Source organism: Nonomuraea cavernae (assembly GCF_040655715.1).
In the GTDB taxonomy this organism is placed as follows: domain Bacteria; phylum Actinomycetota; class Actinomycetes; order Streptosporangiales; family Streptosporangiaceae; genus Nonomuraea; species Nonomuraea cavernae_A.
Map to the genome: position 1 here is coordinate 22,748 of NZ_JBFAKL010000033.1, position 23,415 is coordinate 46,162.

Sequence of the window (23,415 nt, forward strand, 5' to 3'; positions counted from 1 at the left end):
GAACTTACCAACCAGTCACACGAGTAAACAGCCCGCCAAGCTCGCCGGCTCGTCGGCAGTCCATCAGCAGCTCTTCGACAGCCCACCCACAGCCCACCCACACAGCCCACCCACAGCTCATCGGCAGCAGAGGAAGACCTGCCCGTCCGATGTCGCCGCGGTGATCTTCCTCGGCGACTCCTTGTCGGTCAGGACGTCGGCATCGACCTGCAGGGCGTCGGTCGTCACGTCGTAGGTGAGCTCAGCGGGCACGAGGACGTGCACATCGCCCGCCGCCCTGGCGACCGCCCGCACGTCGGACGGCGACTCGCGGAACGACAGCAGCACCGCGGCCGACCCCACCTCCACGTCGACGTGGTCGCCGGTCAGCGCGTCGGCGTCGACGTCGCCGGTGCCGCTGCGGACCCAGAGGTCGCCCCGCGCGCCGGTGACGCGCACCTGGCCGGAGACCGAGGTCGCCCGCACGTCGCCCCGGAGGTCGGCCAGGTCGAGCCGGCCGTTGACGGTCGTGACCTCGAGGTCCGTCTCGGGGGGCATGAACAGGGTGTAGTCGGCCTCGCAGAGCGGCGGGTCGAACCGGTCGGAGCCGGGACAGACCGCGCTCAGCTTGAGGGTGCGTCCGTCCCAGTCCTCCGCGACCGCGGGCTTCTCGGCCGACCAGCGCAGCGAGCGTTCGAGCACGAGCTCGCCCGCCTCGCCCGGCAGGACCTGCAGGCTCACGTCGCCCCGCTCGGCGTCGAGCTTGAGCTTGGACAGGGAGAAGGGGATGGACCGGCGGGTCGACTCCTTTGGTGGCTTGGCCTTGGCGAATCCGTGCCACATGCCGATGCTGAACGCCATCAGGGTGAACGCCGTGGTCACCGCGCCCAGGACCAGCCAGACCTTCCTCACGCCAGGCTCCTGACCTTGAGGAAGCGCAGCACGGCCAGCACCCGCCGGTGGTCGCCCTCGGCTGGGGGCAGGTCGAGCTTGGTGAAGATGTTGCCGATGTGCTTGCCGACGGCTCCCTCGCTGAGCACCAGCTCCTGGCCGATGCCGGCGTTGGAACGGCCCTCGGCCATCAGCTTGAGCACCTCGCCCTCCCGAGGCGTCAGCCGGTCCAGCGGGTCGCTGTGGCCGCGCAGCAGCAGCTGTGCGACCACCTCCGGGTCGAGCGCGGTGCCGCCCGCAGCCACCCGGCGCAGCGCGTCCATGAACTCGGTCACGTCGGCCACCCGGTCCTTGAGCAGGTAGCCGACGCCGCCGGTCGCCGAGGCGAGCAACTGGGCCGCGTAGCGTTCCTCCACGTACTGCGACAGGACCAGCACGGCCAGGCCGGGGCGCTGTCGGCGCAGCACCAGCGCGGCCCGCAGCCCTTCGTCGGTGTGGGTGGGCGGCATCCGCACATCGGTGACGACCAGCTCGGGCTCGTGCTCCTCGGTGGCGCGCAGCAGCCCCTCGGCCTCGGCCACGGCCGCCACCACCTGCATGCCGGCCGCGTCGAGCAGCCTGATCAGCCCTTCGCGCAGCAGCACGGAATCCTCGGCAAGAACTACTCGCACGGCAGGTCCACCTCGATCGTCGTCGGCCCGCCGAACGGGCTGGTCAGCCGCAAGGTGCCGTCCACCGAGCGGATCCGCTGGGACAGGCCGCGCAGCCCGGTGCCGCTTTCGAGCGTGGCCCCGCCGCAGCCGTCATCGTAGACGAGCAGCCGGAGCCGATCGCCCTCGCGTCGTACGGTCACCTCGGCCCGGGTCGCCGCGGCGTGCTTGGCGATGTTGGTGAGTGCCTCGGACACGGTGAAGAACGCCACCGCCTCGATCGTGGGTGAGGTGCGGCGCTCGATGTCGACGCGCAGGCGTACCGGAAGGGGGGCGCGCGCGGCGACGCCGGAGAGCGCCGCGTCCAGGCCCTGGTCGTTGAGGACCGCCGGGTGCAGGCCGCGGACGAAGTCGCGCAGCTCCTTCAGCGCCTGCTTGGCCTCCTCGTGCGCCTGCTCGATGGCCGCGCGGGCGGGCTCGGGCAGGTCGGTCAGCGTGGCGCGGGCCAGCCCCAGGTTCATCGCCAGCGAGACCAGCCGCTGCTGGGCGCCGTCGTGCAGGTCGCGCTCGATGCGGCGGCGCTCGGCGTCGGCCGCGTCGACCATCCCGGCGCGGCTCTCGGTCAGAGTCTCGATGCGCCGGCCCAGCTCGTCGCGGCTGCGTTCGAGCATCGCGCGCGCCACCGCCAGGTCGAACGAGGCCATGGCCCTGGCCAGGATCGGCGCCAGCAGCAGCAGTGCCGCCCCGATCAGGAAATAGACGGCGGCCACGACCGGATTTCTGAGGTTGAAGGTGAACTCCAGTGGCTGCGGCTGGAACGCGGGCTGCGCGAACCCCGTCAGGCCCACCACGGACCCGCCCCACGCGCCGGCCACGATGAGCGCGCCCAAACCGCTCACCACGGGGGAGAGCAGGTGGTAGCCGATCTGCCGCCATGTGCTCGGGCTGCGCCAGGAGGCCGGTGACGGCACCGGCGGGATGCGGGCGCCGAGGAAGGCCGCGAACCGGGAGCGCTGCACCCGGGTGAACCACGGCACGCCGCGGCGCAGCATGGGCGGAGCCATGGCCAGCATGAGGGTCAGGCCGGCGAGGACCGTGGCGACCAGGGGACCGGTCATCACGTGGGCGGTGTCCTGCCAGGCCCGTGCCGACCACGGACGGGAGACTTTCATCGGGAACCTCCGAGGAGACCCCCACCTTCAGGTGGGGGGAAAATCGGATTCCTGCGGAGTAGAGCAGGGGCAGGCGATCCGCAGCCAGGCGGATCGCCGTCAGAACGCCGCACGACACCGCGCGTTTCGGTAGTGTGTTCGACGGTGGCGATGACCAAACCATCGGACGAACGATCGGAAACACCCTCGCCGCAGGGCTTGCGGAGAGGTGAAACGCCTGTGGAGCCGGTGTAAGACCTCAACGAGAGTCCTCTCGGGCGGGCGACTGGCAGTGAAGCAGGAAGACCAACCGGCGACGGTTGGAATCCCGGTCCTTCAGAGCTGGGAGGATGTCAAGTCCTCAACCGTATTGAGCGGCGGGTGATCCGCGACATGGGTCTGGTGTGCGGCTGCAGGGTGGGGCTAGCCCCACCCTCACAGCGACGGCAACGAGCAGCCGGACACCATGCCTGCATCATCACCCCATCGCACCAACAAGTCCTGATATATCCGAACGAATCCGCAGCGCCGGGCGTCCCATGTGGTGTTGCCACTATGAGGAGGTTCTGGTGTTCCAGATGGGACTGGCCGTGGTCACGGCGGCGGCGATGCTGGGCGGAGGAAGCGGGCTGCCGAAGGGCCTGTTGTTCATGGAGTCGCACCCTCCGGCCAAGGCGTGGGAGACGTACCGGACGAGCGACTCCCTCAAGCGGCAGATCCAGCTCAACCCCTGCTTCCGGAAGAAGGCGTGGGACACCGGCCGGATCGCGGCGCGGACGGTCACCTACAGCTCCGAGGACCGGATGAAGTACGAGCAGCTCGTCGTCTACAAGAACGTGCGGCAGGCGAAGAAGGCGATGAGCGGGCTGCGGGCCGAGCTGGCACGCTGCGCGGACGTGGGCAAGGGCTACCACCGCTACCGCTACTTCACCAAGCCGATCGCCGCGGGCGACGAGGGCCTGCGGGCGGGCGGCCGCTTCTTCGAGAACGGCGAGCACGCCGTGGCGGTGCGCAGAGGGGCCGCGGTCTACGTCGTCGGCGAGTCGGCCGTCCCTACCAAGAGCCTCCCCGTCAAGAAGTTCCGCGGACTGATCGCCCAGGCGGAGAAGATGACGGTCAAGGTCTGCGGCCTCCCCCGGGCGGCCTGCTGACCCGGGTGAGGGACGTCAGCGCGCGAGCCTGAGCGTCCTTCTGAAGTCGGCGGGGTCGAAGACGCCTCCCAAGGTGGCGGCCAGCCCTCTGCGCGCCTCGGCGGCGAACTCGGCCGCGTCCAGCGCCCCCGCACCCTCGGCCAGCGCGCCCGCCAGCGGACGCGCGGCCAGCATCTCCAGATCGGCCACGTTGCTCCGCTCGGCCGGGCCCGGCTCGGCGGGCCACGACCCGATCACGACGCCGGCCAGGTCGAGCCCGCGATTGGCCATCGCCTCCAGGGTGAGCGCGGTGTGGTTGAGAGTGCCCGCCCCGGCCCGGACGACGACCAGCGACTGCGCGCCCATCGACCGGGCCAGATCGGCCACGGTCGCTCCGTCCTCGTCGAAGCGCACCAGCAGCCCACCGGTGCCCTCGACCAGCACCAGCCGGTTGCTCTCGGCCAGCTCCCCGACCAGCTCTGCCGCCCCCGACAGCGACACGGGCGGCACGCCCGCCGCCCTGGCCGCCGCGGCGGGTGACAGCGCCGCCGGGTGGCGGGCCAGCTCGAAGGTGGTCGTCACGCCGGACAGCCGGATCACGTCGTCGACGTCACCGGGCTCGCCGGTCGGCACCCCGGTCTGCGCCGGCTTGACCACGGCCACGCTGGAGCCCCGCTCACGGGCCAATGCCGCCACGGCCGCGGTCACGACCGTCTTGCCCACCCCGGAGTCGGTGCCGGTGACGATGAGAACGCTCACCTGACCAGCCTAGACACCGGCGTCCGGCCGGAGGTCACGGCCGGCGCAGGCGGGTGACGAACTTGTAGCGGTCGCCGCGGTAGAGGGACTGGGCCCATTCGACGGGGTGGCCGTCGGCGTCGAAGGCGTGCCGGGTGAGCAGCAGCATGGGCAGGCCGACGTCGACGCCCAGGGCCTTGGCGTCGTACGGGGTGGCGAGCACGGTCTCGATGATCTCCTCGGCGTCCGTGAGGCTCACGTTGTAGGCGTTGTGCAGCGTCTCGTACAGCGAGGAGTGCACCTCCAGCTCCCGGCGCAGCCTGGGGAAGCGGCGCGCGGACAGGTGGGTGGTGTCGATGGAGACGGGCTCGCCGTTGGCCAGCCGCAGCCGGTGGATGCGCAGCACCCGGCCGCCGGGGTTGATGGCCAGCCGCCGGGCCAGCGCCTCGTCGGCGGTGATGTAGCCGATCTCCAGGATCTTGGTGTCGGGTTCGAGACCGGCGGTGCGCAGGTCGCCGATGTAGGAGGTCAGCTGCAGCACCTGCGCCACCTTCGGCTGGGCGACGAACGTGCCCTTGCCCTGGATGCGCAGCAGCCGCCCCTCGACGACCAGCTCGGTCAGCGCCTGCCGGACGGTGGTGCGGGAGGTCTCGAACTTCACGGCCAGCGCTCGCTCGGGGGGCAGCGCGGAGCCAGGGGACAGGCTCTTGGTGAGCTCCAGCAGGCTGCGCTTCACGTCGTAGTACTTCGGTACGCGAGGGCCGTCGTCCGTCACGCTCTCACCTTCACTTCTGCCACGGCGGTGAGGGCGTGTCTGATCACCGCGAGATCATCGGAACTCAGATTGGCCCGAGCGGTCAACCGCAAGCAAGAGCGGTCTGCCGGGACCGAGGGAGGGCGGGGGTGTCCCACACGCACTCCCGGCCGCGCACAGGTGGCGGTGGTCGGAAGTGCGGCCTCTGGCGGGCGGGGCGCCGTGGAGGCGACCGCGCCCACCGGCGCGCACGCACGCAGGCCGGATCCGCCGGCCACAGGGGACCGCGAACCCACCCTGGCACGCGCGTGTCCGGGCAGCTCAGGCTGATGGTGAAGGATATCCACTGCGGTGTCGGCCCCGGAAACCGAGGCGGGCTCCGGGCCCGGCTCGACGGCCGGTGACCTGCCGAGATCGGCCAAGGTTCGATCACCTCCAGTAGTCCGGCCCTGGGATCCGGGCGATGCGGGCGAAGCGGGCAGTGTGACGGTTCTCACAATGTGAGATTCCCGAAATAAGCCGGTTGACCGCACGTACGCGTACCCCCGGTGGCACGGGCGGCTGCGCCTGCCGGACCGGACTCCCGTGCGGCCTGCCAGGGGATCCATGCCCGCATTCAACCAGCCGCCGGTTTGGATGTTGCGGTGAGAACCACGCATGATGCACTCGTGCCGACTCTCAGCGACCTCGTCGTTCGTCACACCGCGCTCGACGCGGCGGACCTCGACTGGCTTCACTCCCTGGTCTCCGACTGGCAGTTGCTCGCCGACCTGTCGTTCGCCGACCTCGTCCTGTGGGCGCCGCTGGTCCCGCCGGGTGAGGAGCCCTTCGACGACCTGGGGCGGCAGCACGAGGGTGGCTGGATCGCGATCGCGCAGATGCGCCCGACGACCGGTCCCACCGTCTACCACGACGACATCGTCGGCACCGTCTCCGCCCAGGGCGAACGCCCGCTGCTCGACACGGCCTGGAACGAGCGGCGCATCTGCCGCGAGGGCGACCCCGACTGGTCGACCGGCGTGCCGGTGCGCGAGGAGACCATCCCGGTGCGCCGGGCGCTCCCGGGCGGCGAGGGCCGCTTCCTCGCGGTGATCCAGCGCTCCACCAACCTGTCCTCGGCCCGGACGCCGTCGCGCCTGGAGCTCACCTATCTGCAGAGCGCCTCCGACCTGGCGCAGATGGTCGCCGAGGGGCGCTTCCCGTTCTCCGGCGACGAGCCGATCCTGGTCCGCTCGCCCCGCGTGGGCGACGGGCTGCTCCGGCTCGACCGGGGCGGCCGGGTGACCTATGCCTCGCCCAACGCGCTGTCGGCCTACCGGCGGCTCGGCCTGCACGCCGACCTGGTGGGCGCCGAGCTGGGCAAGGTGACCGCGACGCTCTGCTACTCCGACGAGCCGATCAACGAGGACCTCATGGTCGTGGCCAGCGGGCGGGCGGCCAAGGAGACCGAGGTCGAGTCCGGCGGCACGATCGTGCAGCTTCGGGCGATCCCGCTGATCGTCGGCGGCGGGCGCATCGGCGCGCTGGTGCTCATCCGCGACGTGACCGAGCTGCGCCGCCGCGAGCGCGAGCTGATGACCAAGGACGCGACGATCCGCGAGATCCACCACCGGGTCAAGAACAACCTCCAGACCGTGGCGGCGCTGCTCCGGCTGCAGGCCAGGCGGTTGCAGGTGCCCGAGGGACGCGAGGCACTGGAGGAGGCGGTGCGCAGGGTCGGCTCGATCGCGATCGTGCACGAGACGCTGTCCCACGCGCCGGAGGAGTTCGTCGACTTCGACGACATCGCCGACCGGGTGATCGCGATGGCCGGCGAGGTGTCGTCGCCGGAGGCGGCGGTCATGCCGCGGCGGGTGGGCGCGTTCGGGGTGTTGCCGTCGTTGATCGCCACCCCGCTGGCGATGGCGCTCACCGAGCTGCTGCAGAACGCGCTCCAGCACGGCTGCCCGAAGCGGCTTCAGGTGGTGGTCGAGCCGTCTTCCGACCGGCTCAACGTGCTCGTCTGGGACGACGGGCAGGGCCTGCCGGAGGGGTTCGATCTCGACAGCTCCACCAGCCTGGGGTTGCAGATCGTGCGCACGCTGGTCGAGGGGGAGCTGTCGGGCAGGCTCGCGGTCTCGCCGCGCGAGGGCGGCGGCACGGAGGTCACCCTCTCGATCCCGCTTCCCGCCGCGTGACACGACGCGCGGTCCTTGCCCTGCCATCGATGAGGGCGCCGCATCCGGGCGGGACGCGGCGCCCTCTCGGAGTCCGTACGCCAGGTTCGCGGGTGGACGTCGGCGCTGTGCAGGAGCCTGTACGCCGCCTCCGGGGGATGCGGCGTGGTCCCGGCGGGAAAGCTGTCGCGCCAGGCGGGGCGGCTCGGTCAGGTCGGCTTCGGTCGGGGTGTGCCGGTCGGCGGGGGCAGGGCCGGTCGGCTGTCGACGGGGCGGTCAGGGTCAGGCGGAGGCTCGGGAGCGAGCACGCGCGGTGCGGCGCTTGAGCGCACGACGCTCGTCTTCGCTGAGCCCACCCCAGACGCCGGCGTCCTGGCCGGACTCCAGGGCCCACTTCAGGCAGGACTCGACGGCCGGGCAGGACCTGCAGACCTGCTTGGCCTCCTCGATCTGCATGAGTGCCGGACCGGTGTTGCCGATCGGGAAGAACAGCTCGGGGTCCACGTCACGGCAGGCAGCTCGGTGGCGCCAGTCCATGCGTCCACTCCTTAGTAGATGGGGCCTTGGGTCGGCCCCGTGCGGCTACTACTTTGTGAAGAGATTCACTAACTCGCGCGAACAACGACCCGGATCCTGGTGAAGATCGGGCCTTTGGTCGCTGACGCCGGAACGACCTCGGGGTTTGTCAAAGGTCCTACGTTCCGACGTCAGTCTTGAGCTTTTCAGCCACGGAGAGTGCACGCAAGAGGGTTGACACGAAGTTTTGTCGGTGATGGATGTCGGATGCGTCACACAATGACCGAATGTAACCGGCTAGACCAGAACTTGTAACGCGTTCGGTGTAGACCGAAACGTTACGGACTCGCGTTCGCCCAGGTAGTCCCCATCCAGTTCGAAGGCCACCGGGCGTCGCGCGGTGAGGGTGAACTCGGGCTCGTCGTGCAGTTGAACGAGGTGTTTCCCCGACGGAAGCGAGTCACGCTCCGTGAGAATCTGCCGGATGAGAGGCAGCAGGGCTATGGGTCCCATGCGCTGGAGCCCCAGTAGGTCGAGGCCGGTCTCGAAGCTCGCCCACGGTGTGGGATGGATCGGCTTGCTCCCCAGGTAGGTCCACGGCGAGGTGTTGGAGACGATCGCCATGAACACGTCCTCGACGGCCGGAATGCCGGGGCCGGTCAGGGTCATCGCCGGCTGTCGCTTGTCGGTCGCGAGATAGTGGCGCAACGCGGTGTTGACGTAGCGCGTGGGGGTCGCCTTGTGTCCCGAGCCGCGCAGTCCCTCGACCGCGCGGATGACCTCGGCGTCGTATCCCATCCCCGAGCAGAAGGTGAAATAGCGGCTCTGGCCGTTCCAGAGGGCCTGGCCCAAACCCACGGTCCTGCGACGGTTCTCCCGCAGCGCCTCCAGCACCGCCCCGGTGGCCTCGACCGGGTCGTTGGGCAGGCCGAGCGCGCGGGCGAACACGTTGGCGCTGCCGCCGGGGATGACGATCACCGCGGGGCGCCCGGCGCTGGGGTCGGCCGCGGGCCCGGCGGTCGTCCCGTCGACCGGGTTGAGCAGGCCGTTGACGGCCTCGTTGATCGTGCCGTCACCGCCGAGCACGGCCACCACGTCGTAGCCCTTGGCCCGCGCGGTGCTCGCCAGGGTCGCGGCGTGACCCCGGTAGCCGGTCTGCTCGACGGTCAGCTCGACGGCCGCGCCGAGGGCTCGGATGAGCACGTCGCGGGTCCGTGCATTCGTGGTCGTGGCCTTGGGGTTGACCAGGAGCATCGCGCGCATGACGCCAGCGTAGCCGCTGATCGATGTCTGCCTTGTCGCAAAGATCCCATTTGTGGGCAATAGGGAGACCAGCCGTCGGATGAAGCGCGGGGCTGGGCGGATAGGGTTTCGGTGTGCTGAAGCGTCCGCTGAGCTTGGTTGTCGCCGCCCTCGTCGTCGCCCTGGAAGGGCTGGTCGCCCTGGGGCTCGGGTTGTTCGTCGGAGTGGAGACGGCGCGCGGCGACGCGGAGAATCTCACGGCCGCGATCGCCGAGGCGGCTTTCGGAGTGCTGATCGGCGCGGGGCTGCTCTGGGTCGCCTGGGGCGGGCTGCTCAGAATGGAGCGGTGGGGGAGGTCGCCCGGCGTGCTGGCGCAGATCTTCATGCTCCCGGTCGCGTGGACGCTCATCCAGGCCGACCAGTTGCTCCTCGGGATCCCGGTGATCGTCGTGGCCCTGATCGGCCTCGTCGCCCTGCTGGCCCCTCCCACCACCCACGCTCTCTACGGCGAGGACTAGTCTTCGGCGGTCAGACCCTCGCGTAGCTGGGCCAGCGTGCGCGCGAGCAGCCGCGACACGTGCATCTGCGAGATGCCCAGCTCGGTGGCGATCTGCGACTGGGTCATGTTGCCGAAGAACCGCAGCAGCAGGATGCGCTTCTCGCGCGGCGGCAGGCGTTCGAGCAGCGGCTTGAGCGACTCGCGATACTCGACGCCCTCCAGCGACTCGTCCACGATGCCGAGAGAGTCGGACACGGCGGGCGCGTCGTCGTCACCGGAGTCGGGAGCGTCGAGCGAGACGGTCGAGTAGGCGTTGGCCGACTCGAGACCCTCGAGCACCTCCTCCTCGGTCATCTTCAGGTAGGCGGCGAGCTCGGCCACCGTCGGCGCCCGGCCCTCGCGCTGCGAGAGCTCGCTGATCGCCTTGGTCAGCGAGAGCTTGAGCTCCTGCAGGCGGCGGGGCACGCGAACCGCCCAGCCCTTGTCGCGGAAGTGCCGCTTGATCTCGCCGACGATGGTCGGTGTGGCGTAGGTGGAGAACTCCACGCCGCGGTTGAGGTCGAACCTGTCGATCGACTTGATCAGCCCGATGGTGGCGACCTGGGTGAGATCGTCGAGCCACTCACCCCGGTTGCGGAAACGGCGAGCCAGGTATTCGACCAGGGGAAGGTGAAGCTCGACCAGCTCGTCCCTGATGCGCTGGCGGCGCGGCTCCTCGGGACCCAGCTCGGCCAGCTCGGCGAAGAGCCTGCGAGCGCGCACCCGGTCGGGCACGGCGTGTTCGCTGGTGGCCATGGCTCCAGTCCTTTCCGTCACGCCGGCCTCGCCGCGCCTCGGCGCTTACGCAGGACGATCGCCATGCGGTCGGGGGAGTCGGTCACCGCGTCGACATCGTCGGCCAGAGCCGTCAGCACCATCCAGGCGAAGTCGTCACGCTTGGGGGCGGACGTGCCCGCCGTCGCGACCTCGACTCTGACCTGCATCTCCTGCCCGGTCAGCTCGAACTCGGCGGTCAGGTCGGTGCCGGGCACGGCTTCGCTCAGGAGCATGGCGCACGCCTCGTCGACCGCGATCCGCAGATCCTCGATCTCGTCGAGCGTGAAGTCGAGTCGCGCCGCGAGCCCGGCCGTGGCCGTGCGAAGCACGGACAGGTAGGCACTCGCCGCCGGGAGCCGGATGCTCACTACGTCACGGATGCCGGCCTCGCCCTCAACTCGCATCTCCGTTTCCTCGGTCACGTTCCTCCTCGCGTATACGGCGCTGACTGCAACTTACCGCCCCTGAGAGGTGCTTGGACGATTCAGACTCGCCATCAACGGAAAAGGCTCTGTGTGGCCTGGTAACCACACAGAGCCTTATATGCCGTTTTAGGCGGCCTTGGTCTCCCAGAAGATCTTGGAGATGTCGTCGATCTTGCCCAGCAGGTCGTCAGCCTTGGCGACGTCGACGGTGCCCTTGGCGCCGGCCGCTCCCGCGAGCTTCGTCGCGTCCCAGAACAGCTGGTGGAGCTGGGGGTACTGCTCAAGGTGCGGCGGCTTGAAGTAGTCGGTCCAGAGCACCCAGAGGTGGTGCTTGACCAGCTCGGCCCGCTCCTCCTTGATGGTCAGCGCGCGAGCGCGGAAGATCGGGTCCTCGTTGCCGGCGTACTTCTCCATGATCGCCTTGACCGACTCGGCCTCGATCCGGGCCTGGGCGGGGTCGTAGACACCGCAGGGCAGGTCGCAGTGAGCGGAAGCGACATGCTTGGGTCGTAGCAGTCGTGCGAGCATCGGAAAGTCCTTCCTTGATGCTGAGTCAGCTTGGTCCACTAACCGACCTTACTCGGCTCCGAAGGCCTGACGCGGAGGGGGTCACGGCCCATGAGGGTGCGTGTCGAGGGCGATTCCATGCGCCCCGCGCTGCTTCCCGGCGACTGGCTCCTCGTACGGCGAGGCGCCCCGGTCCGCCCGGGTGACGTGGTCGTGGCCAGACTGCCCGGCGAGCCCGGGCGACTGATCGTCAAGCGGGCCGCGTGGCGCGAGAAGGAGGGCTGGTGGCTGGAGAGCGACAACCAGCGGGCCGGCGGACGCCGCGACAGCTGGGACTTCGGCCCCGTCGACGACATCGTGGGCCGGGTGGTGCTCCGCTACTGGCCGCCGCGCCGGCGGGCCCGGTAGGCCGCGACGTTGGCCCGGCTGGCGCAGCGCGCCGAGCAGTAACGGCGCGAGCGGTTGGAGGAGGTGTCGAGGAAGACCCGCGGGCACTGGGGGTCCTGGCACCGGCCGAGCCGGTCGGCGCCCAGCTCGGCGACCATGGCGGCCAGCCCCATCACGGCGCTGGCCGCGGAGTCCTCGGCCAGGTGCAGGTGCCAGCGCTGCCCGTCGTGGGCCGACAGCCGGGGGCGCACCGGATAGCGCGCGAGCAGGGCGTTGAGCAGCGCCGCGACCTCGGCCTCGGAGGCGGCGGCGAAGACCTCCGCCAGCGCGTCGCGCAACTCTCTGAGGTGGGGCGGCGGCCCCGGGTCGTTGACCAGGTGGACCGCCCACTCGGCGTAAGAGGTCAGGTCCATAGTGGAGTATTACACGGCGGGCGGAAAAACCGCCTGGAGCGCCCGCTGGGGCGCCCCGGAAAAGCCGCTGGGTCGCCCGCTGGGGAGCGCCCGGGAAAGCCGCTGGGTCGCCCGTTCGGGAGCGCCCCGGAAAAGCGGCCGGGGCGCCCGTTCGAGGACGCCCCGGAGCCTCAGTCCTCGGGGTGCAGCACGCGGCTGAGGAACGAGCGGGTGCGCTCGTGCCGCGGGTCGCCGATGACCTGGGCGGGCGGCCCGTCCTCGACGATCACACCACCGTCCATGAACACCACCCGGTCGGCCACCTCGCGGGCGAAGCCCATCTCGTGGGTGACCACGAGCATGGTCATGCCCTCCTCGGCGAGCGTGCGCATGACCGCGAGCACGTCGCCGACCAGCTCGGGGTCTAGCGCCGAGGTGGGCTCGTCGAACAGCATCAGGTCGGGGTTCATGGCCAGCGCCCTGGCGATGGCCACCCGCTGCTGCTGCCCGCCGGACAACTGCGCGGGGAAGGCGTCGCACTTCTCGATGACGCCCACCTTGTCGAGGTTCTCCCGGGCGACGACCTCCGCCGCCTTCTTGCCGCGCTTGAGCACCCGTTGCTGGGCGATCATCACGTTCTGCAGCGCGGTCATGTGGGGGAACAGGTTGAACTGCTGGAACACCATGCCGATGCGGCGCCTGACGGCGTCGATGTCCACGTCGGGGTCGGTGACCTCGACGCCCTGCACCCGCACCTGGCCCTTGGTCGGCTGCTCCAGCAGGTTGACGCAGCGCAGCAGGGTGGACTTGCCCGAGCCCGAGGGCCCGATCACGCACACCACCTGACCGGGCTCGACCGTGACGTCGATGCCCTTGAGCACCTCGTTGTCGCCGAAGTACTTGTGCAGGTCCTTGATCTCGATGGCGTGGGTCATCGGCGGGTCCCCTTGCGATGCTCCAGCCGGGACGCGAGGTAGCCCAGCGGAATCGTGACGATGAGGTACGTCACACCCGCCACCAGGATGGGCGTGGCGTTCGCGTACTGGGAGGCCAGATCGTTGCCGAACTTGGCCAGCTCGACGTACTGACCGGAGACGCCGAGGAAGAACACCAGCGACGAGTCCTTGAGCAGGGAGACGAACTGGTTGGTGGTCGGCGGGATCACGATCCGGATCGCCTGGGGGATGACCACGGTGAGCTGGGCCCTGAACGCCGACATGCCCAGCGACCTGGCCGCCTCGGTCTGGCCCTTGGGGACGGCCTGCAGGCCGGCCCGGAAGACCTCCGCCTGGTAGGCGGAGCCGATCAGGCCGAGCCCCAGGATGCCCTGGCCGAAGGTGCCGCCCGGCACCTCGAAGCCGGGCAGCGCCAGGGGCAGGAAGGTGATCATCAAGAAGATCAGCAGCGCGGGCAGGCCGCGGAAGATCTCGATGTAGATCGTGGAGATCCAGCGGTACGGCCCGACGGTCGAGAGCCGCATCAGCGCGAGCAGCAACCCGAACACGAAGGACAGGACGAACCCGCCGACCGCGTAGATCATCGTGTTTCGCAGCGCGATCGTGAAGAGCTCGGGGAGAGCCTTCTCGGCCACGTCGAGCTTGGTGAAGTTCTGCGCGAGGCTCGGCCAGTCCGCGTACAGGACGACGCCCACGACGATGCCGACCAGCAGGACGTACTGGATGCCCCGGCTGATCCGCTGCTTCTTGCGAGGGCTGAGCCGGGCCTTGCCCGGCTCAGCCGTCACCGACTGGTCCGTCACTGGATCAGCCCAGCTCACCGGGCTTCTTGCCGAACCACTTCACGAAGATCTGCTCGTACGTGCCGTCGGCCTTGGCCGCCGCGATCGTCTCGTTGATAGTCTTGAGCAGGACCGGGTCGGCGCCCTTCTTCAGGCCGATGCCGTACTGCTCGCCGGTGTCGAGGCTGGTGATCAGCTCGAACTTCTCGGCGATCTCCGGCTTCTTCAGCCAGGTGAGCACCACGGGGAGGTCCTGGACGATCACGTCGGCCTGGCCGGACTGCAGGGCCAGCAGTTCCTTGGGGGAGTCGGCGTACTCGGTGGGGTCGAAGCCGTTCTTCTTGACGTAGTCGAGGCCGGTGGTGCTGGCCTGCGCGCCCAGCTTGAGGTTCATCGACTTGACGTCGTCGAGCGACTTGGCGCCGGTGCCCTTCTTGGCCAGCAGGGCCTGCGTGGCGTCGAAGTAGGGCTCGGAGAAGTCGATGTTCGCCTTGCGCTCATCGGTGATCGTCATGCCCGCGGCGGCGACGTCGCACTTCTTCGCCGCCATCGCGGCGCCACTCTTGATCACGGCGAAGTCGATGTCGACGATCTCCTGCGTCACACCGAGCTTCTTGGCGGCCAGGTCGACGATGTCGACGTCGAACCCGACGACCTTGCCGCTCTCGTCCTTGAACTGGAACGGCTCATAGGGGACGTTCGTGCAGGTGGTCAGCTTGCCGGGGTTGACGAGCTGGGCGCCGCCCGCCGCGGAGGCGCTGGCGCCGGTGGAGGCGGTGGTCGAGTCTCCCGAGCTGCCACAGGCGGACAAGGCGAAGACGGTGGACAAGGCGAGCGCGCCGAAGGCAGAAGCGCGGCGACTCTTGGTCCAGAGGGCCATCTAGGGGCCTCCTCGTAGTGATATGGCGCGAAAGTTGGTATTTGTGCAGTTTAAGTGCCCTTTAGCATCGGTCCGTCCACGAGGAAACAACAATGCTTGAACAGAACGGCGTCGGACCCGAGACCGCCGCTGTCTCACCATGTGGCACTATGGACCAACGGGTGACCCCCGTACCCCCTCACGAGACGATCGGGAGGGGACCCTGGCGGCTACCGAAGCCAGGCCTCTCGCGCCGTCTGACGAAGGTCTCTCGTCCGTCCGATGACTACTGGGGTCTCTCTGTGACTACCACACCCACTTCCGCGTCCGTCTCATCGCTCGACGCCGATCCCGCCTTCGCGCTGCACCGCGGCGGCAAGATCGAGATCCGCGCCACCATTCCCGTCCGTGACGCCGACGACCTGGCGCTCGCCTACACGCCGGGCGTCGCCCGCGTGTGCAGCGCCATCGCCGACACACCGTCGCTGGCCGACGACTACACCTGGGTCTCCAACGTGGTCGCCGTCGTCTCCGACGGCACCGCCGTGCTCGGCCTCGGCGACATCGGCCCCGCCGCGGCGATGCCCGTGATGGAGGGCAAGGCGCTGCTGTTCAAGGAGTTCGGCGGCGTGGACGCGGTCCCGATCTGCCTCGACTGCACCGACGTCGACGCCCTCGTGGAGACCGTCGTACGGCTCGCGCCCTCGTTCGGCGGCATCAACTTGGAGGACATCAGCGCGCCGCGCTGCTTCGAGGTCGAGGACCGCCTGCGCGAGCTGCTCGACATCCCGGTCTTCCACGACGACCAGCACGGCACCGCCATCGTGGTGCTCGCCGCCCTGACCAACGCGGCCCGCCTCACCGGCCGCTCCCTCGGCGACCTGCGCGTGGTCGTGGCCGGCGCCGGCGCCTCGGGCGTGGCCGTCGCCCGGATCCTGCTGGAGGCCGGCATCGGCGACATCGCGGTCGCCGACTCCAAGGGCATGATCTACAGCGGCAGGGAGGGCCTCAACCCCGTCAAGGAGGCCCTGGCCCGCGACACCAACAAGGCCGGTCACCTGGGCTCGACCGAGGAGGCCCTGGTCGGCGCAGACGTGTTCGTGGGCCTGTCGGGCTCGACCGTGCCGGAGGCGGCCATCGCCTCCATGGCCGCTGACGCGATCGTGTTCGCGCTGTCCAACCCGATGCCCGAGATCGAGCCGTCCGTGGCCGCCAGGCACGCCAGGGTCGTGGCGACCGGCCGGTCCGACTTCCCCAACCAGATCAACAACGTGCTGGCCTTCCCCGGCGTCTTCCGCGGCGCGCTCGACGTGCGGGCGACCACGATCACCGAGAACATGAAGGTCGCCGCCGCGGGCGCGCTCGCCGCCGTCGTGGGCGACGACCTCTCGGCCGACTACGTCATCCCCAGCCCCTTCGACGAGCGGGTCGCCCCCGCCGTGATCGCCGCCGTGGCCGAGCAGGCCAGGAAGGACGGGGTGGCCCGCAGGTAGCCGTCACCCCGAGCCGGCTCGAGCCGTCCCGAGCCGCCACCCCGAGCCGTCCCGAGCCGCCACCCCGAGCCGTCCCGAGCCGCCACCCCGAGCCGTCCCGAGCCGCCACCTCGACAGCGTCGCCCCGTGCCGTCGTTTTCCGTAGGAGCCGGCGCCCGATTTCCGCGAGAGTTCGGCTGAGGTTTAAGGAACTGGCAAAGATTCCTTTACTCAGCGTGCTATAACAGGAACTCTCTGTATCGATGTGGGCGCCGGCTCCTGTGACGAGGAAAGCGATGGTACGCGAGTCCAACCGACTGCTACAGCAGCTCATCGCGGAGGCGGGCTTCTCCCACAAGGGTCTGGCCAGACGTCTCAATGATCTGGGGGCCGCACGCGGCACACCCGGGCTGAAGTACGACCACAGCTCCGTGCTGCGGTGGATCGCGGGCCAGCGGCCGAGAGGCCCCGTGCCGTCCCTCCTCACCGAGATTTTCGCGCTCAGACTCGGCAGGCCGGTGTCCGCCGAGGACCTGGGCATGCCGGCCATCATCACGCCCCTCGATCTCGGGCAACACTTCACGCACACGTGGCAGGAGGGGATCGCGACCGTGACTGCGCTGTGGCGGGCCGATGTCGAGAGACGGAGGTTCCTGATCGACTCGACCTTCGCGATAGGAGCGGGTTCCGTAGGAGCGGTGCGCTGGCTGACGGCGCCCGCGGAGAGCCGGGTCGCCGGCGGCGGCTCGCGGCGGGTGGGCAAGGCCGACATCGCCGCGATCCGCGAGGTGACCCGCTCGTTCGGCGAGCTCGACAACCGGTTCGGCGGTGGCCGGGTCCGCTCGTCGGTGACCCGGTACCTCGACTCCGCCGTCTCACCGCTCCTCAAGGACGGCTCGTACGACGACGCGACCGGCAAGGAGTTAGCCGCGGCCGCCGCCGAGCTGACCAGGCTGGCCGGTTGGATGGCCTACGACCTGGAGCAACACGGCCTGGCTCAGCGCTACCTGATCCAGGCGCTGCGCCTGGCCAGGGGAGCCGACGACCACGCGCTGGGCGGCGAGATCCTGGCGGGCATGGCCCACCAGGCCGTCTACCTGGGCCAGCCGGGCCACGCGCTCGACCTCGCCAGGGCGGCCCAGGTCTCGGCCCGCCAGGCGGGCATCCCGACGCTGCTGTCCTCCAGCCAGGTGCTGGAGGCGCACGCGCACGCCGGGCTCGGTGACGCCCGTTCCTGCGCCGCCAGCCTCCACCTGGCCGAGACGACCTTCGACCGGCGTGCGGCCGGTCAGGAGCCGCCCTGGCTGAGCTACTTCGACGAGGCCTACCTGGCGGCCAAGTTCGCCCACTGTTTCCGCGACCTCGGCGACGGCCCGCGGGTGGTGCGCCAGGCACGCCGTTCGCTCGACATGGACAGGCGGTTCGTGCGGGGCCGGATGTTCAACCTGTCGCTGCTGGCGGCCGGGCTGCTGCAGTGTGGCGAGCTCGACGAGGCATGCAAGGTCGCCTCGACCGCGTTCAGCCTGGCCGGCGAGCTCCAGTCGGCCAGGTCGCGGTCCTACGCGGCCGACCTGCGCAGGCGGCTGGAGCCGTACAAACGGGAGCCGGCGGTGATGGCACTCCAGCAGCGCACGCGGGAGCTCGCCCTGGCATGACGAAGCCCGCCCCCTCGGTGGGGGCGGGCCTCACAGCGGGTGGCTCAGCTGGGGAGCTCGCCGTTGGGGCCGACGACGCTCTTCGTCGCCGTGTAGTTCGCCTTGTTGTAGACGTCGGCGACCTCGCCGTCGAAGTACGCGGAGCTGATGAAGTCGATCCGGTCGTTGCCGTCCTGGTCGTGGAACAGGCTCGTCACACCGTTGACGTAGCCGGTGCGCTTGTTGTTGTCGTACCTGAGCAACCAGGGGCCGCCGTCGGCGCCGCCGGTCATCGAGCACTTGAGCACCTGGTGCGTCTCGACCTTGAACGTGTTGACCTGGTACGTCTTGGTGCCGGTCTTGCCTGAGCACCACTTGGGCGTGGTGCCGGTGAAGGGGCGGTCACCGTCGGGGTGCGGAGCCGACGGGTAGCCGAAGACCGTGACCTGCTGGTTCATCGGCTGGTTCCAGGCGATGCCCTGGCCGCCGACCACGTCACCGAGCCGCCCGGCGTCCTTGGCCAGGCCGATGACGAACTCCGGCATGTAGTACTTGCGGGACGTGCCGGGCTTGACCCACTTCTGGATGTAGTACGTGGTGATCGTGTGGTTGCCGCGCTTGTCCACGGCCTTGGTGCCGAGACCCTTGTACGCGTCGTGCTCGGCCTTCGTGACCGGCACGGTGACCGGCTCGCCCAGCTTGAAGCCGTTGCCCTTGCCGATCTTGGCGTCCTTGTACGTCTTGGCGTCGACCTCTTCCTTCTCCAGGACCGCGCTGGGGAAGTCGGGGCCGACCTTGTCAGCGGGCGTGTCCTTGCCCTCGGACCAGCACTCGCCCAGGTCCAGCTGGCACTTGGCGTACTCGGCGGCGGTGATCTCGTGCGGCTTGACCCACTTGTCACCCTGCCACGCCTTGAACTCGCGGAAGGTCACCTTCTTCTCGCCCGCGAGGCGGAAGCCGTTGTGCACCGCGACGAAGGCGAAGTCGCCGTCGTAGTCGTCGTAGGTGTCGAGGTCGTAGGCGGTGAAGGCGTAGGCGCCCGCGTAGACGCCGTAGGGGGCCTTGCCCTGGTGGTAGCCGGGGACGAAGACCCACTTGGCGAAGACGTCCTCACCGTGCTCGTAGACGCAGTGGCCGGCGGTGGCGACCAGGTTGCGGTGAGTGGACTGGATGGAGGTCGCCGAGCAGTAGCGATAATCGCCCTTGCGGTCGAGGAAGAAGACCTTGCCGATGGTCTTCGGCAGGTTGACGTTCTTGGCCTTGGTGGCGACGGGCTTGGCGCCGGTGGGGGCGGTCATGCCCGGCTTGCCGTCGGCGGTCTGCGTCTGTGGACGGACCAGCTTGGGCACGTCCTTGGCGTCCAGGCGGTACTGGGTCGCCTTCTTCAGCGCGGCGCCGTTGGCGTCGAGCCAGAAGGAGGCGTTGCTGTAGGCGTCGGCGGCCTTGGGGGCCAGCGGGTCGCTGACCCAGGTGGGGGCCGCGGCTGCGGGGAGGGAAAGGGTGGCGGCGCTCAGGCCGAGTGCGGCGAGGGGGACGAGCAGGCGCTTCACTGGGGGACTCCACAAGGGGGACAAGTCTGGCGTAAAGACCCTATCGGCGCGTTGATCACACAGGTAAGGCTTTTTGGAATTTGAGTCCAATAACGGCCGAAGGGCCCGGCAGAAGCCGGGCCCTTCGGGTAAAGCAGGTGAACTCCGACCTAGGTCGTCGTTCGGTTCGCAGCGAACTACGGGATGAGCTTGCCGGACCACGAGGCCGCAGCGGCCTTGTAGATCGCGGAGGTCTCACCGTCGAACAGCGGCGAGGTGATGGTGTCGTAACGGCTGTTGCCGTCGGTGTCCACGATGAGGCTGGTGACACCGGTGACGTAGCCGAGACGCTTGGCGTTGCTGTACTTGTACAGCCACGGGCCACCGTCGTAACCGGCGGTCACGGCGCAACGGAAGCTCTGGTGCTCCTCGACCTTGCGGGCCGGGATCTGCAGCACCTTGCTCTGGGTCTTGCCGTAGCACCACTTCGGCGTAACGCCGGTGTAGGGCTTGTTGCCGTCGGGGTGCGGGCCCGCGGGGTAGCCGAAGGTACGGACGTACTTACCGGTCGGCTGGTTCCACGCGACACCCTGGCCACCGACGTTGTCGCCGAGGCGACCGACGTCCTTGACCTCGTGCACGGTGATGAAGAAGTCGGTACGGATGAACTTGTGCTCCGTACCGGGCTTGATCCACGCCTGCACGAAGTACTCGGTGATGAGGTAGTTGCCGCGAGCGTCCTTGGACTTCTCGCCCTTGCCGCGGTAGCTGTCCCACTCGTGCTTGGTCACCTGGGTGACGACCGGCTCACCGAACTTGTTGCCGTTGCCGGGGCCAACGCCAGCGCGGTAGTACTCCGACTTGGTGGCGGGGACCTTCTCAACGACAGCACCGGGGTAGTCGGGGCCAACCTTCTGGCTCCGGGTGCCCCGAACGGCGCTGTAGTAGTCGGAGGTCTTCGGGTCGAGGCGACCCTTCTTGTACTCGTCGAAGGAAACCTCGGTCTCCTTGACGCCCTTCTCGCCCTTGTAGGCGTCGAACTCGGCCTTGGTGACCTGCTTCGGCTTGTTCAGCGTGCCGCCGATGCCGTTGTACACGGTGACGAACGCGTAGTCGCGGTCGAAGTCCTCGTACACATCGAAGTCGTAGTGCGTGAACGCCTGCTTGCCGATGTACAGGCCGTAAGGAGCCTTGCCCTGGTAGTAGCCCGGGACGAACACCCAGCGCGACACGACCTCGTCGTTGCCGGCGATGTCGTAGACGCAGTGACCGGCCGTGGCGACCAGGTTGCGGTACTGCGACTGGATCGACGTGCCGGAGCAGTAGTAGAGGTTACCGTCCTTCCACTCGAAGAAAACCTTGCCGATGGTCTTCGGCAGGTTCACGTTCTGAGTCTTGACGGTGACCTTCTTCTCCTCGCCAATCGGGGCCGCAGCGCCCGGCTTGGTGTCGGAGCTATACCCGCCGCCGCTCTTGATCTTCTTGACCTCGAGGGCGTCGGGGTTGAAGGCGACGGCCTTCTTCAGGGCGGCGTAGTTCGACTTGGACCAGAAGTCCAGCGTCTCCGCAGCCTGCGCGGCCGTCTTGGCGAGCGGGTCGCTGGCGACGTCGCTCTGCGCCTGGGCGGTGCCGGCGAGGCCGGCGGCCAGGAGACCGGTGGCCAGAATGGCGCCACCGGCGGGGAGGAGGATGCGCTTCAAGGTAACTCCTTGGTCTGTCGTGGAACGCTTCTTGCGTCCCATGCGTCAGTAAAGGGATAGCCAGGAACTTACAGGGTGGATCTTGGGGTTCGGTAGCTGGTTTGGAAGGAAAAGCGGCGGCTCGTGGGGCGTTATGGTTCCGTGATGTTTAAGTAGCCATTGCTGGTGACTTGCCGGAAGTGCCTGACGCGCCCGTTTTCCCAGATCAACATAAGGAAGTTGTCAGTGTGACTGCCGTGACGGCAGCGGTGCCCATCGGGCGTCGGGCGGCATGATGTGACGCAGATCACACAGACTTGATGGCACCGGATCCGGGTGGCGTGCGTCCAACCGCCCTTCGCATTCGCTGGACCCGTTCCCTGGACACGACGAAGGGCCCGGCGATGCCGGGCCCTTCGCGGGAAACGCTCACACGATCGGCTCAGGCCGGTCGCGGTGTGTCACCTAGAGGATCTTGACTCAGAGGATCTTGCCGGACCACACGTTCGAGGCGGCCTTGTAGATCGCCGCGGTCTCACCGTCGAAGTACGGCGAGGAGATGTAGTCGACGCGGTCGTTGCCGTTCTGGTCGTTGAAGGTGCTGGTGACACCGTTCACGTAACCGAGACGCTTGGAGTTGCTGTACTTGTACAGCCAGGGGCCACCGTCGGCGCCCTCGGTCATCGCGCACTTGAGCGCGACGTGCTCCTCGATCTTCTTGGCGGCCGAACCGACCAGCTTCTTCGTGGTCTTGCCGTAGCACCACTTCGGCGTGATGCCGGTGTAGGGCTTGTTGCCGTCGGGGTGCGGAGCGGCCGGGTAGCCGAACACGCGGACGTACTTGCCCGTGGGCTGGTTCCAGGCCACGCCCTGACCGCCGACGTTGTCACCGAGCCGGCCCGCGTCCTTGGCGTAGCCCTCGATGATGAAGAAGACGGTCTTGTAGAACTTGGTGGCGGTGCCCGGCTTGTACCACTGCTGCGTGTAGTAGTGGGTGATCGTCCAGTTGCCACGGGCGTCCTGCTTGACGGTCGCCGGGTACTTCTCGGCGTTGCCCTCCTGCAGCTTCTTGTACTTGGCCGCGTCGGAGTCCGTCACGATCTCGGTGACCGGCTCGCCGAACTTGAACCCGTTGCCCTTGCCGACCCTGGCCGCCTTGTACTTCTCGGCGGACACCTCGACCTTGGTGACCTCGGCGCCGGGGAAGTCGGGGCCGGTCGGCTCCGCGTTGGTGCCGCGCTTGGCCCAGCACGCCTGGATCGACGTCGGGTCGAGCTTGCACTTGCGGAACTCGGCCCGGGTGATCTCGACGTCCTTGGCGTCCTTGACGCCCTGGTACTTCTCGAACTCGGCCTTGGAGACCTGCTTCGCCTTGCCGCCACCCAGGTGGATGCCGTTGTAGACGGTGACGAACGCGTAGTCGCGGTCGTAGTCCTCGTACACGTCGAAGTCGTAGTGCGTGAAGGCCTGCTTACCGACGTAGATGCCCCAGGGCGTCTTGCCCTGGTAGTAGCCGGGCACGAAGACCCACTTGGTCATGGTGTCGGCGTTGGACTGCGTGTCGTACACACAGTGGGCGGCCGTGGCGACCAGGTTGCGGTACTTCGACTGGATCGAAGTGGCAGAGCACCACTTCTTCTCGCCCTTGCCGTTGACGAAGAACACCTTGCCGATGGTCTTCGGCATGTTGACGTTCTGCGTCTTGGTGGAGGGCTTCTTCTCCTGGCCGATCGGCGAGGCCGAGCCGGGCTTGGTGTCGGCGCTGTAGCCGCCCTTGCTCTTGAGCTTGGCGACGTCCTTGTTGTCCCAGATGTTGGACTGCTTGGCAGCCTTGAGGGCCGCACCGTTGGAGTCGGCCCAGAACTGGGCGATGGCCTTGGCATCGGCCGCGCTCTTCGCCATCGGGTCGGAGGCGACGTCGCTGGCGGCCGTGGCAGTGCCGGCCAGGCCGGCAGCCAGAAGGCCGGTAGCCAGGATGGCGCCACCGGCGGGGATGAGGATGCGCTTCAAGGGAACTGCTCCTTGCTCTGTCGTGGGTCGCAACTTGCGTCCCATGCGTCAGTAAAGGGATAGCAAGGAACATAGCGCGGCGATCTTTGCAGGTAAAAGCCGGTTTGCGAGATCCGCATGGAGCCCCAACCGCCGTGACCATTCCGTTACCAGTCAGAGATCTTCGCGGACGGTGATCATTCCGCTGCGTTTCCGCTGGGCATGTCGGGGGTGCGGTCGAGGGTGCAAAAGTGACGTAGCCGGCGGGCTACTCAGAGCGAA

General features: G+C 68.7%; 23 protein-coding genes. 6 read left to right on the plus strand and 17 right to left on the minus strand.

What is annotated here, in order from left to right:
• Positions 1-117 precede the first annotated feature (117 nt).
• Genes AB0I38_RS34495 through AB0I38_RS34505 form a run of 3 tightly spaced genes read right to left on the minus strand, consistent with a single transcriptional unit; the run spans position 118 to position 2,692 of the window.
• Positions 118-891, minus strand: coding sequence for a hypothetical protein (locus tag AB0I38_RS34495; protein ID WP_358490518.1), 774 nt, complete (start codon positions 889-891; stop codon positions 118-120).
• A complete protein-coding gene (locus AB0I38_RS34500; RefSeq protein ID WP_358490519.1) occupies positions 888-1,541 on the minus strand; it encodes a response regulator transcription factor in 654 nt (217 codons plus the stop codon). The genes AB0I38_RS34495 and AB0I38_RS34500 overlap by 4 nt, the downstream gene beginning before the upstream one ends.
• Positions 1,532-2,692 carry a sensor histidine kinase gene (locus AB0I38_RS34505; RefSeq protein WP_358490523.1) on the minus strand — a complete coding sequence of 387 codons (1,161 nt, stop codon included), beginning with the start codon at positions 2,690-2,692 and terminating at the stop codon, positions 1,532-1,534. Before AB0I38_RS34505 ends, AB0I38_RS34500 begins: the two co-directional genes overlap by 10 nt.
• Before the next feature lie 548 nt (positions 2,693-3,240).
• Between AB0I38_RS34505 and AB0I38_RS34510 the strand changes: the two genes are divergently transcribed.
• Positions 3,241-3,822, plus strand: coding sequence for a hypothetical protein (locus tag AB0I38_RS34510; RefSeq protein ID WP_358490527.1), 582 nt, complete (start codon positions 3,241-3,243; stop codon positions 3,820-3,822).
• A gap of 15 nt (positions 3,823-3,837) precedes the next feature.
• Here the strand turns inward: AB0I38_RS34510 and bioD are convergent, their stop codons facing one another.
• Together bioD and AB0I38_RS34520 are read right to left on the minus strand one after the other, a co-directional pair.
• Positions 3,838-4,560 carry a dethiobiotin synthase gene (gene bioD / locus AB0I38_RS34515; RefSeq protein ID WP_358490531.1) on the minus strand — a complete coding sequence of 241 codons (723 nt, stop codon included), beginning with the start codon at positions 4,558-4,560 and terminating at the stop codon, positions 3,838-3,840.
• Positions 4,561-4,594: 34 nt separating this feature from the next.
• Positions 4,595-5,314 carry a GntR family transcriptional regulator gene (locus tag AB0I38_RS34520; protein ID WP_358490536.1) on the minus strand — a complete coding sequence of 240 codons (720 nt, stop codon included), beginning with the start codon at positions 5,312-5,314 and terminating at the stop codon, positions 4,595-4,597.
• Positions 5,315-5,961: 647 nt separating this feature from the next.
• Here AB0I38_RS34520 and AB0I38_RS34525 point away from each other — a divergent pair.
• Positions 5,962-7,470, plus strand: coding sequence for a histidine kinase N-terminal domain-containing protein (locus AB0I38_RS34525; protein ID WP_358490543.1), 1,509 nt, complete (start codon positions 5,962-5,964; stop codon positions 7,468-7,470).
• 261 nt (positions 7,471-7,731) lie between these two features.
• Here the strand turns inward: AB0I38_RS34525 and AB0I38_RS34530 are convergent, their stop codons facing one another.
• Both AB0I38_RS34530 and AB0I38_RS34535 read right to left on the minus strand, forming a co-directional pair.
• Complete coding sequence (locus AB0I38_RS34530) at positions 7,732-7,986, minus strand: WhiB family transcriptional regulator (RefSeq protein WP_358490548.1); 255 nt, start codon at positions 7,984-7,986, stop codon at positions 7,732-7,734.
• Between the two features lie 276 nt (positions 7,987-8,262).
• Positions 8,263-9,228: a diacylglycerol/lipid kinase family protein gene (locus tag AB0I38_RS34535; protein WP_358490554.1), complete on the minus strand. Its 966-nt coding sequence runs from the start codon at positions 9,226-9,228 to the stop codon at positions 8,263-8,265.
• 113 nt (positions 9,229-9,341) lie between these two features.
• Between AB0I38_RS34535 and AB0I38_RS34540 the strand changes: the two genes are divergently transcribed.
• A complete protein-coding gene (locus AB0I38_RS34540; RefSeq protein ID WP_358490558.1) occupies positions 9,342-9,725 on the plus strand; it encodes a hypothetical protein in 384 nt (127 codons plus the stop codon).
• Here AB0I38_RS34540 and AB0I38_RS34545 read toward each other — a convergent pair.
• The 3 genes from AB0I38_RS34545 to sodN all read right to left on the minus strand — a co-directional run bounded on the left by AB0I38_RS34545 (position 9,722) and on the right by sodN (position 11,475).
• Positions 9,722-10,501: an RNA polymerase sigma factor SigF gene (locus AB0I38_RS34545; RefSeq protein WP_189123185.1), complete on the minus strand. Its 780-nt coding sequence runs from the start codon at positions 10,499-10,501 to the stop codon at positions 9,722-9,724. The two genes, AB0I38_RS34540 and AB0I38_RS34545, sit on opposite strands and share 4 nt — an antisense overlap.
• 17 nt (positions 10,502-10,518) lie before the next feature.
• Complete coding sequence (locus tag AB0I38_RS34550) at positions 10,519-10,944, minus strand: anti-sigma factor (RefSeq protein WP_372459688.1); 426 nt, start codon at positions 10,942-10,944, stop codon at positions 10,519-10,521.
• Between the two features lie 129 nt (positions 10,945-11,073).
• Positions 11,074-11,475: a superoxide dismutase, Ni gene (gene sodN, locus AB0I38_RS34555; protein ID WP_358490566.1), complete on the minus strand. Its 402-nt coding sequence runs from the start codon at positions 11,473-11,475 to the stop codon at positions 11,074-11,076.
• Positions 11,476-11,565: 90 nt separating this feature from the next.
• On the opposite strand from sodN, the gene AB0I38_RS34560 reads away from it, so the two are divergent.
• Positions 11,566-11,862 carry a S24 family peptidase gene (locus tag AB0I38_RS34560; RefSeq protein ID WP_436838806.1) on the plus strand — a complete coding sequence of 99 codons (297 nt, stop codon included), beginning with the start codon at positions 11,566-11,568 and terminating at the stop codon, positions 11,860-11,862.
• On the opposite strand, the gene AB0I38_RS34565 is transcribed toward AB0I38_RS34560, so the two are convergent.
• From AB0I38_RS34565 to AB0I38_RS34580, 4 genes are all read right to left on the minus strand, one after another.
• Positions 11,832-12,254 (minus strand): CGNR zinc finger domain-containing protein, encoded by a 423-nt coding sequence (locus AB0I38_RS34565; protein ID WP_358490570.1) that lies wholly within the window; start codon positions 12,252-12,254, stop codon positions 11,832-11,834. The genes AB0I38_RS34560 and AB0I38_RS34565 overlap by 31 nt on opposite strands.
• Before the next feature lie 170 nt (positions 12,255-12,424).
• Entirely contained in the window at positions 12,425-13,168 is a 744-nt protein-coding gene (locus tag AB0I38_RS34570; RefSeq protein WP_358490578.1) for an amino acid ABC transporter ATP-binding protein, read from the minus strand.
• Positions 13,165-13,977: an amino acid ABC transporter permease gene (locus AB0I38_RS34575; protein WP_358490584.1), complete on the minus strand. Its 813-nt coding sequence runs from the start codon at positions 13,975-13,977 to the stop codon at positions 13,165-13,167. Before AB0I38_RS34575 ends, AB0I38_RS34570 begins: the two co-directional genes overlap by 4 nt.
• 19 nt (positions 13,978-13,996) lie before the next feature.
• Positions 13,997-14,851: an ABC transporter substrate-binding protein gene (locus AB0I38_RS34580; protein ID WP_358490590.1), complete on the minus strand. Its 855-nt coding sequence runs from the start codon at positions 14,849-14,851 to the stop codon at positions 13,997-13,999.
• A 281-nt stretch (positions 14,852-15,132) separates the two neighbouring features.
• Here AB0I38_RS34580 and AB0I38_RS34585 point away from each other — a divergent pair, with 281 nt between their 5' ends.
• Entirely contained in the window at positions 15,133-16,323 is a 1,191-nt protein-coding gene (locus AB0I38_RS34585; RefSeq protein WP_358490594.1) for an NAD(P)-dependent malic enzyme, read from the plus strand.
• A 275-nt stretch (positions 16,324-16,598) separates the two neighbouring features.
• Positions 16,599-17,957: a hypothetical protein gene (locus AB0I38_RS34590; protein WP_358490596.1), complete on the plus strand. Its 1,359-nt coding sequence runs from the start codon at positions 16,599-16,601 to the stop codon at positions 17,955-17,957.
• A gap of 44 nt (positions 17,958-18,001) precedes the next feature.
• On the opposite strand, the gene AB0I38_RS34595 is transcribed toward AB0I38_RS34590, so the two are convergent.
• From AB0I38_RS34595 to AB0I38_RS34605, 3 genes are all read right to left on the minus strand, one after another.
• Positions 18,002-19,486, minus strand: a complete 1,485-nt coding sequence (locus AB0I38_RS34595; RefSeq protein WP_358490600.1) for a trypsin-like serine peptidase — start codon at positions 19,484-19,486, stop codon at positions 18,002-18,004.
• Positions 19,487-19,662: 176 nt separating this feature from the next.
• The gene (locus AB0I38_RS34600; RefSeq protein WP_358490607.1) at positions 19,663-21,165 is read right to left on the minus strand and encodes a trypsin-like serine peptidase; all 1,503 of its coding nucleotides are present in this window, start codon (positions 21,163-21,165) and stop codon (positions 19,663-19,665) included.
• 459 nt (positions 21,166-21,624) lie between these two features.
• Positions 21,625-23,154 carry a trypsin-like serine peptidase gene (locus tag AB0I38_RS34605; RefSeq protein WP_358490612.1) on the minus strand — a complete coding sequence of 510 codons (1,530 nt, stop codon included), beginning with the start codon at positions 23,152-23,154 and terminating at the stop codon, positions 21,625-21,627.
• Between the last annotated feature and the right edge of the window lie 261 nt (positions 23,155-23,415).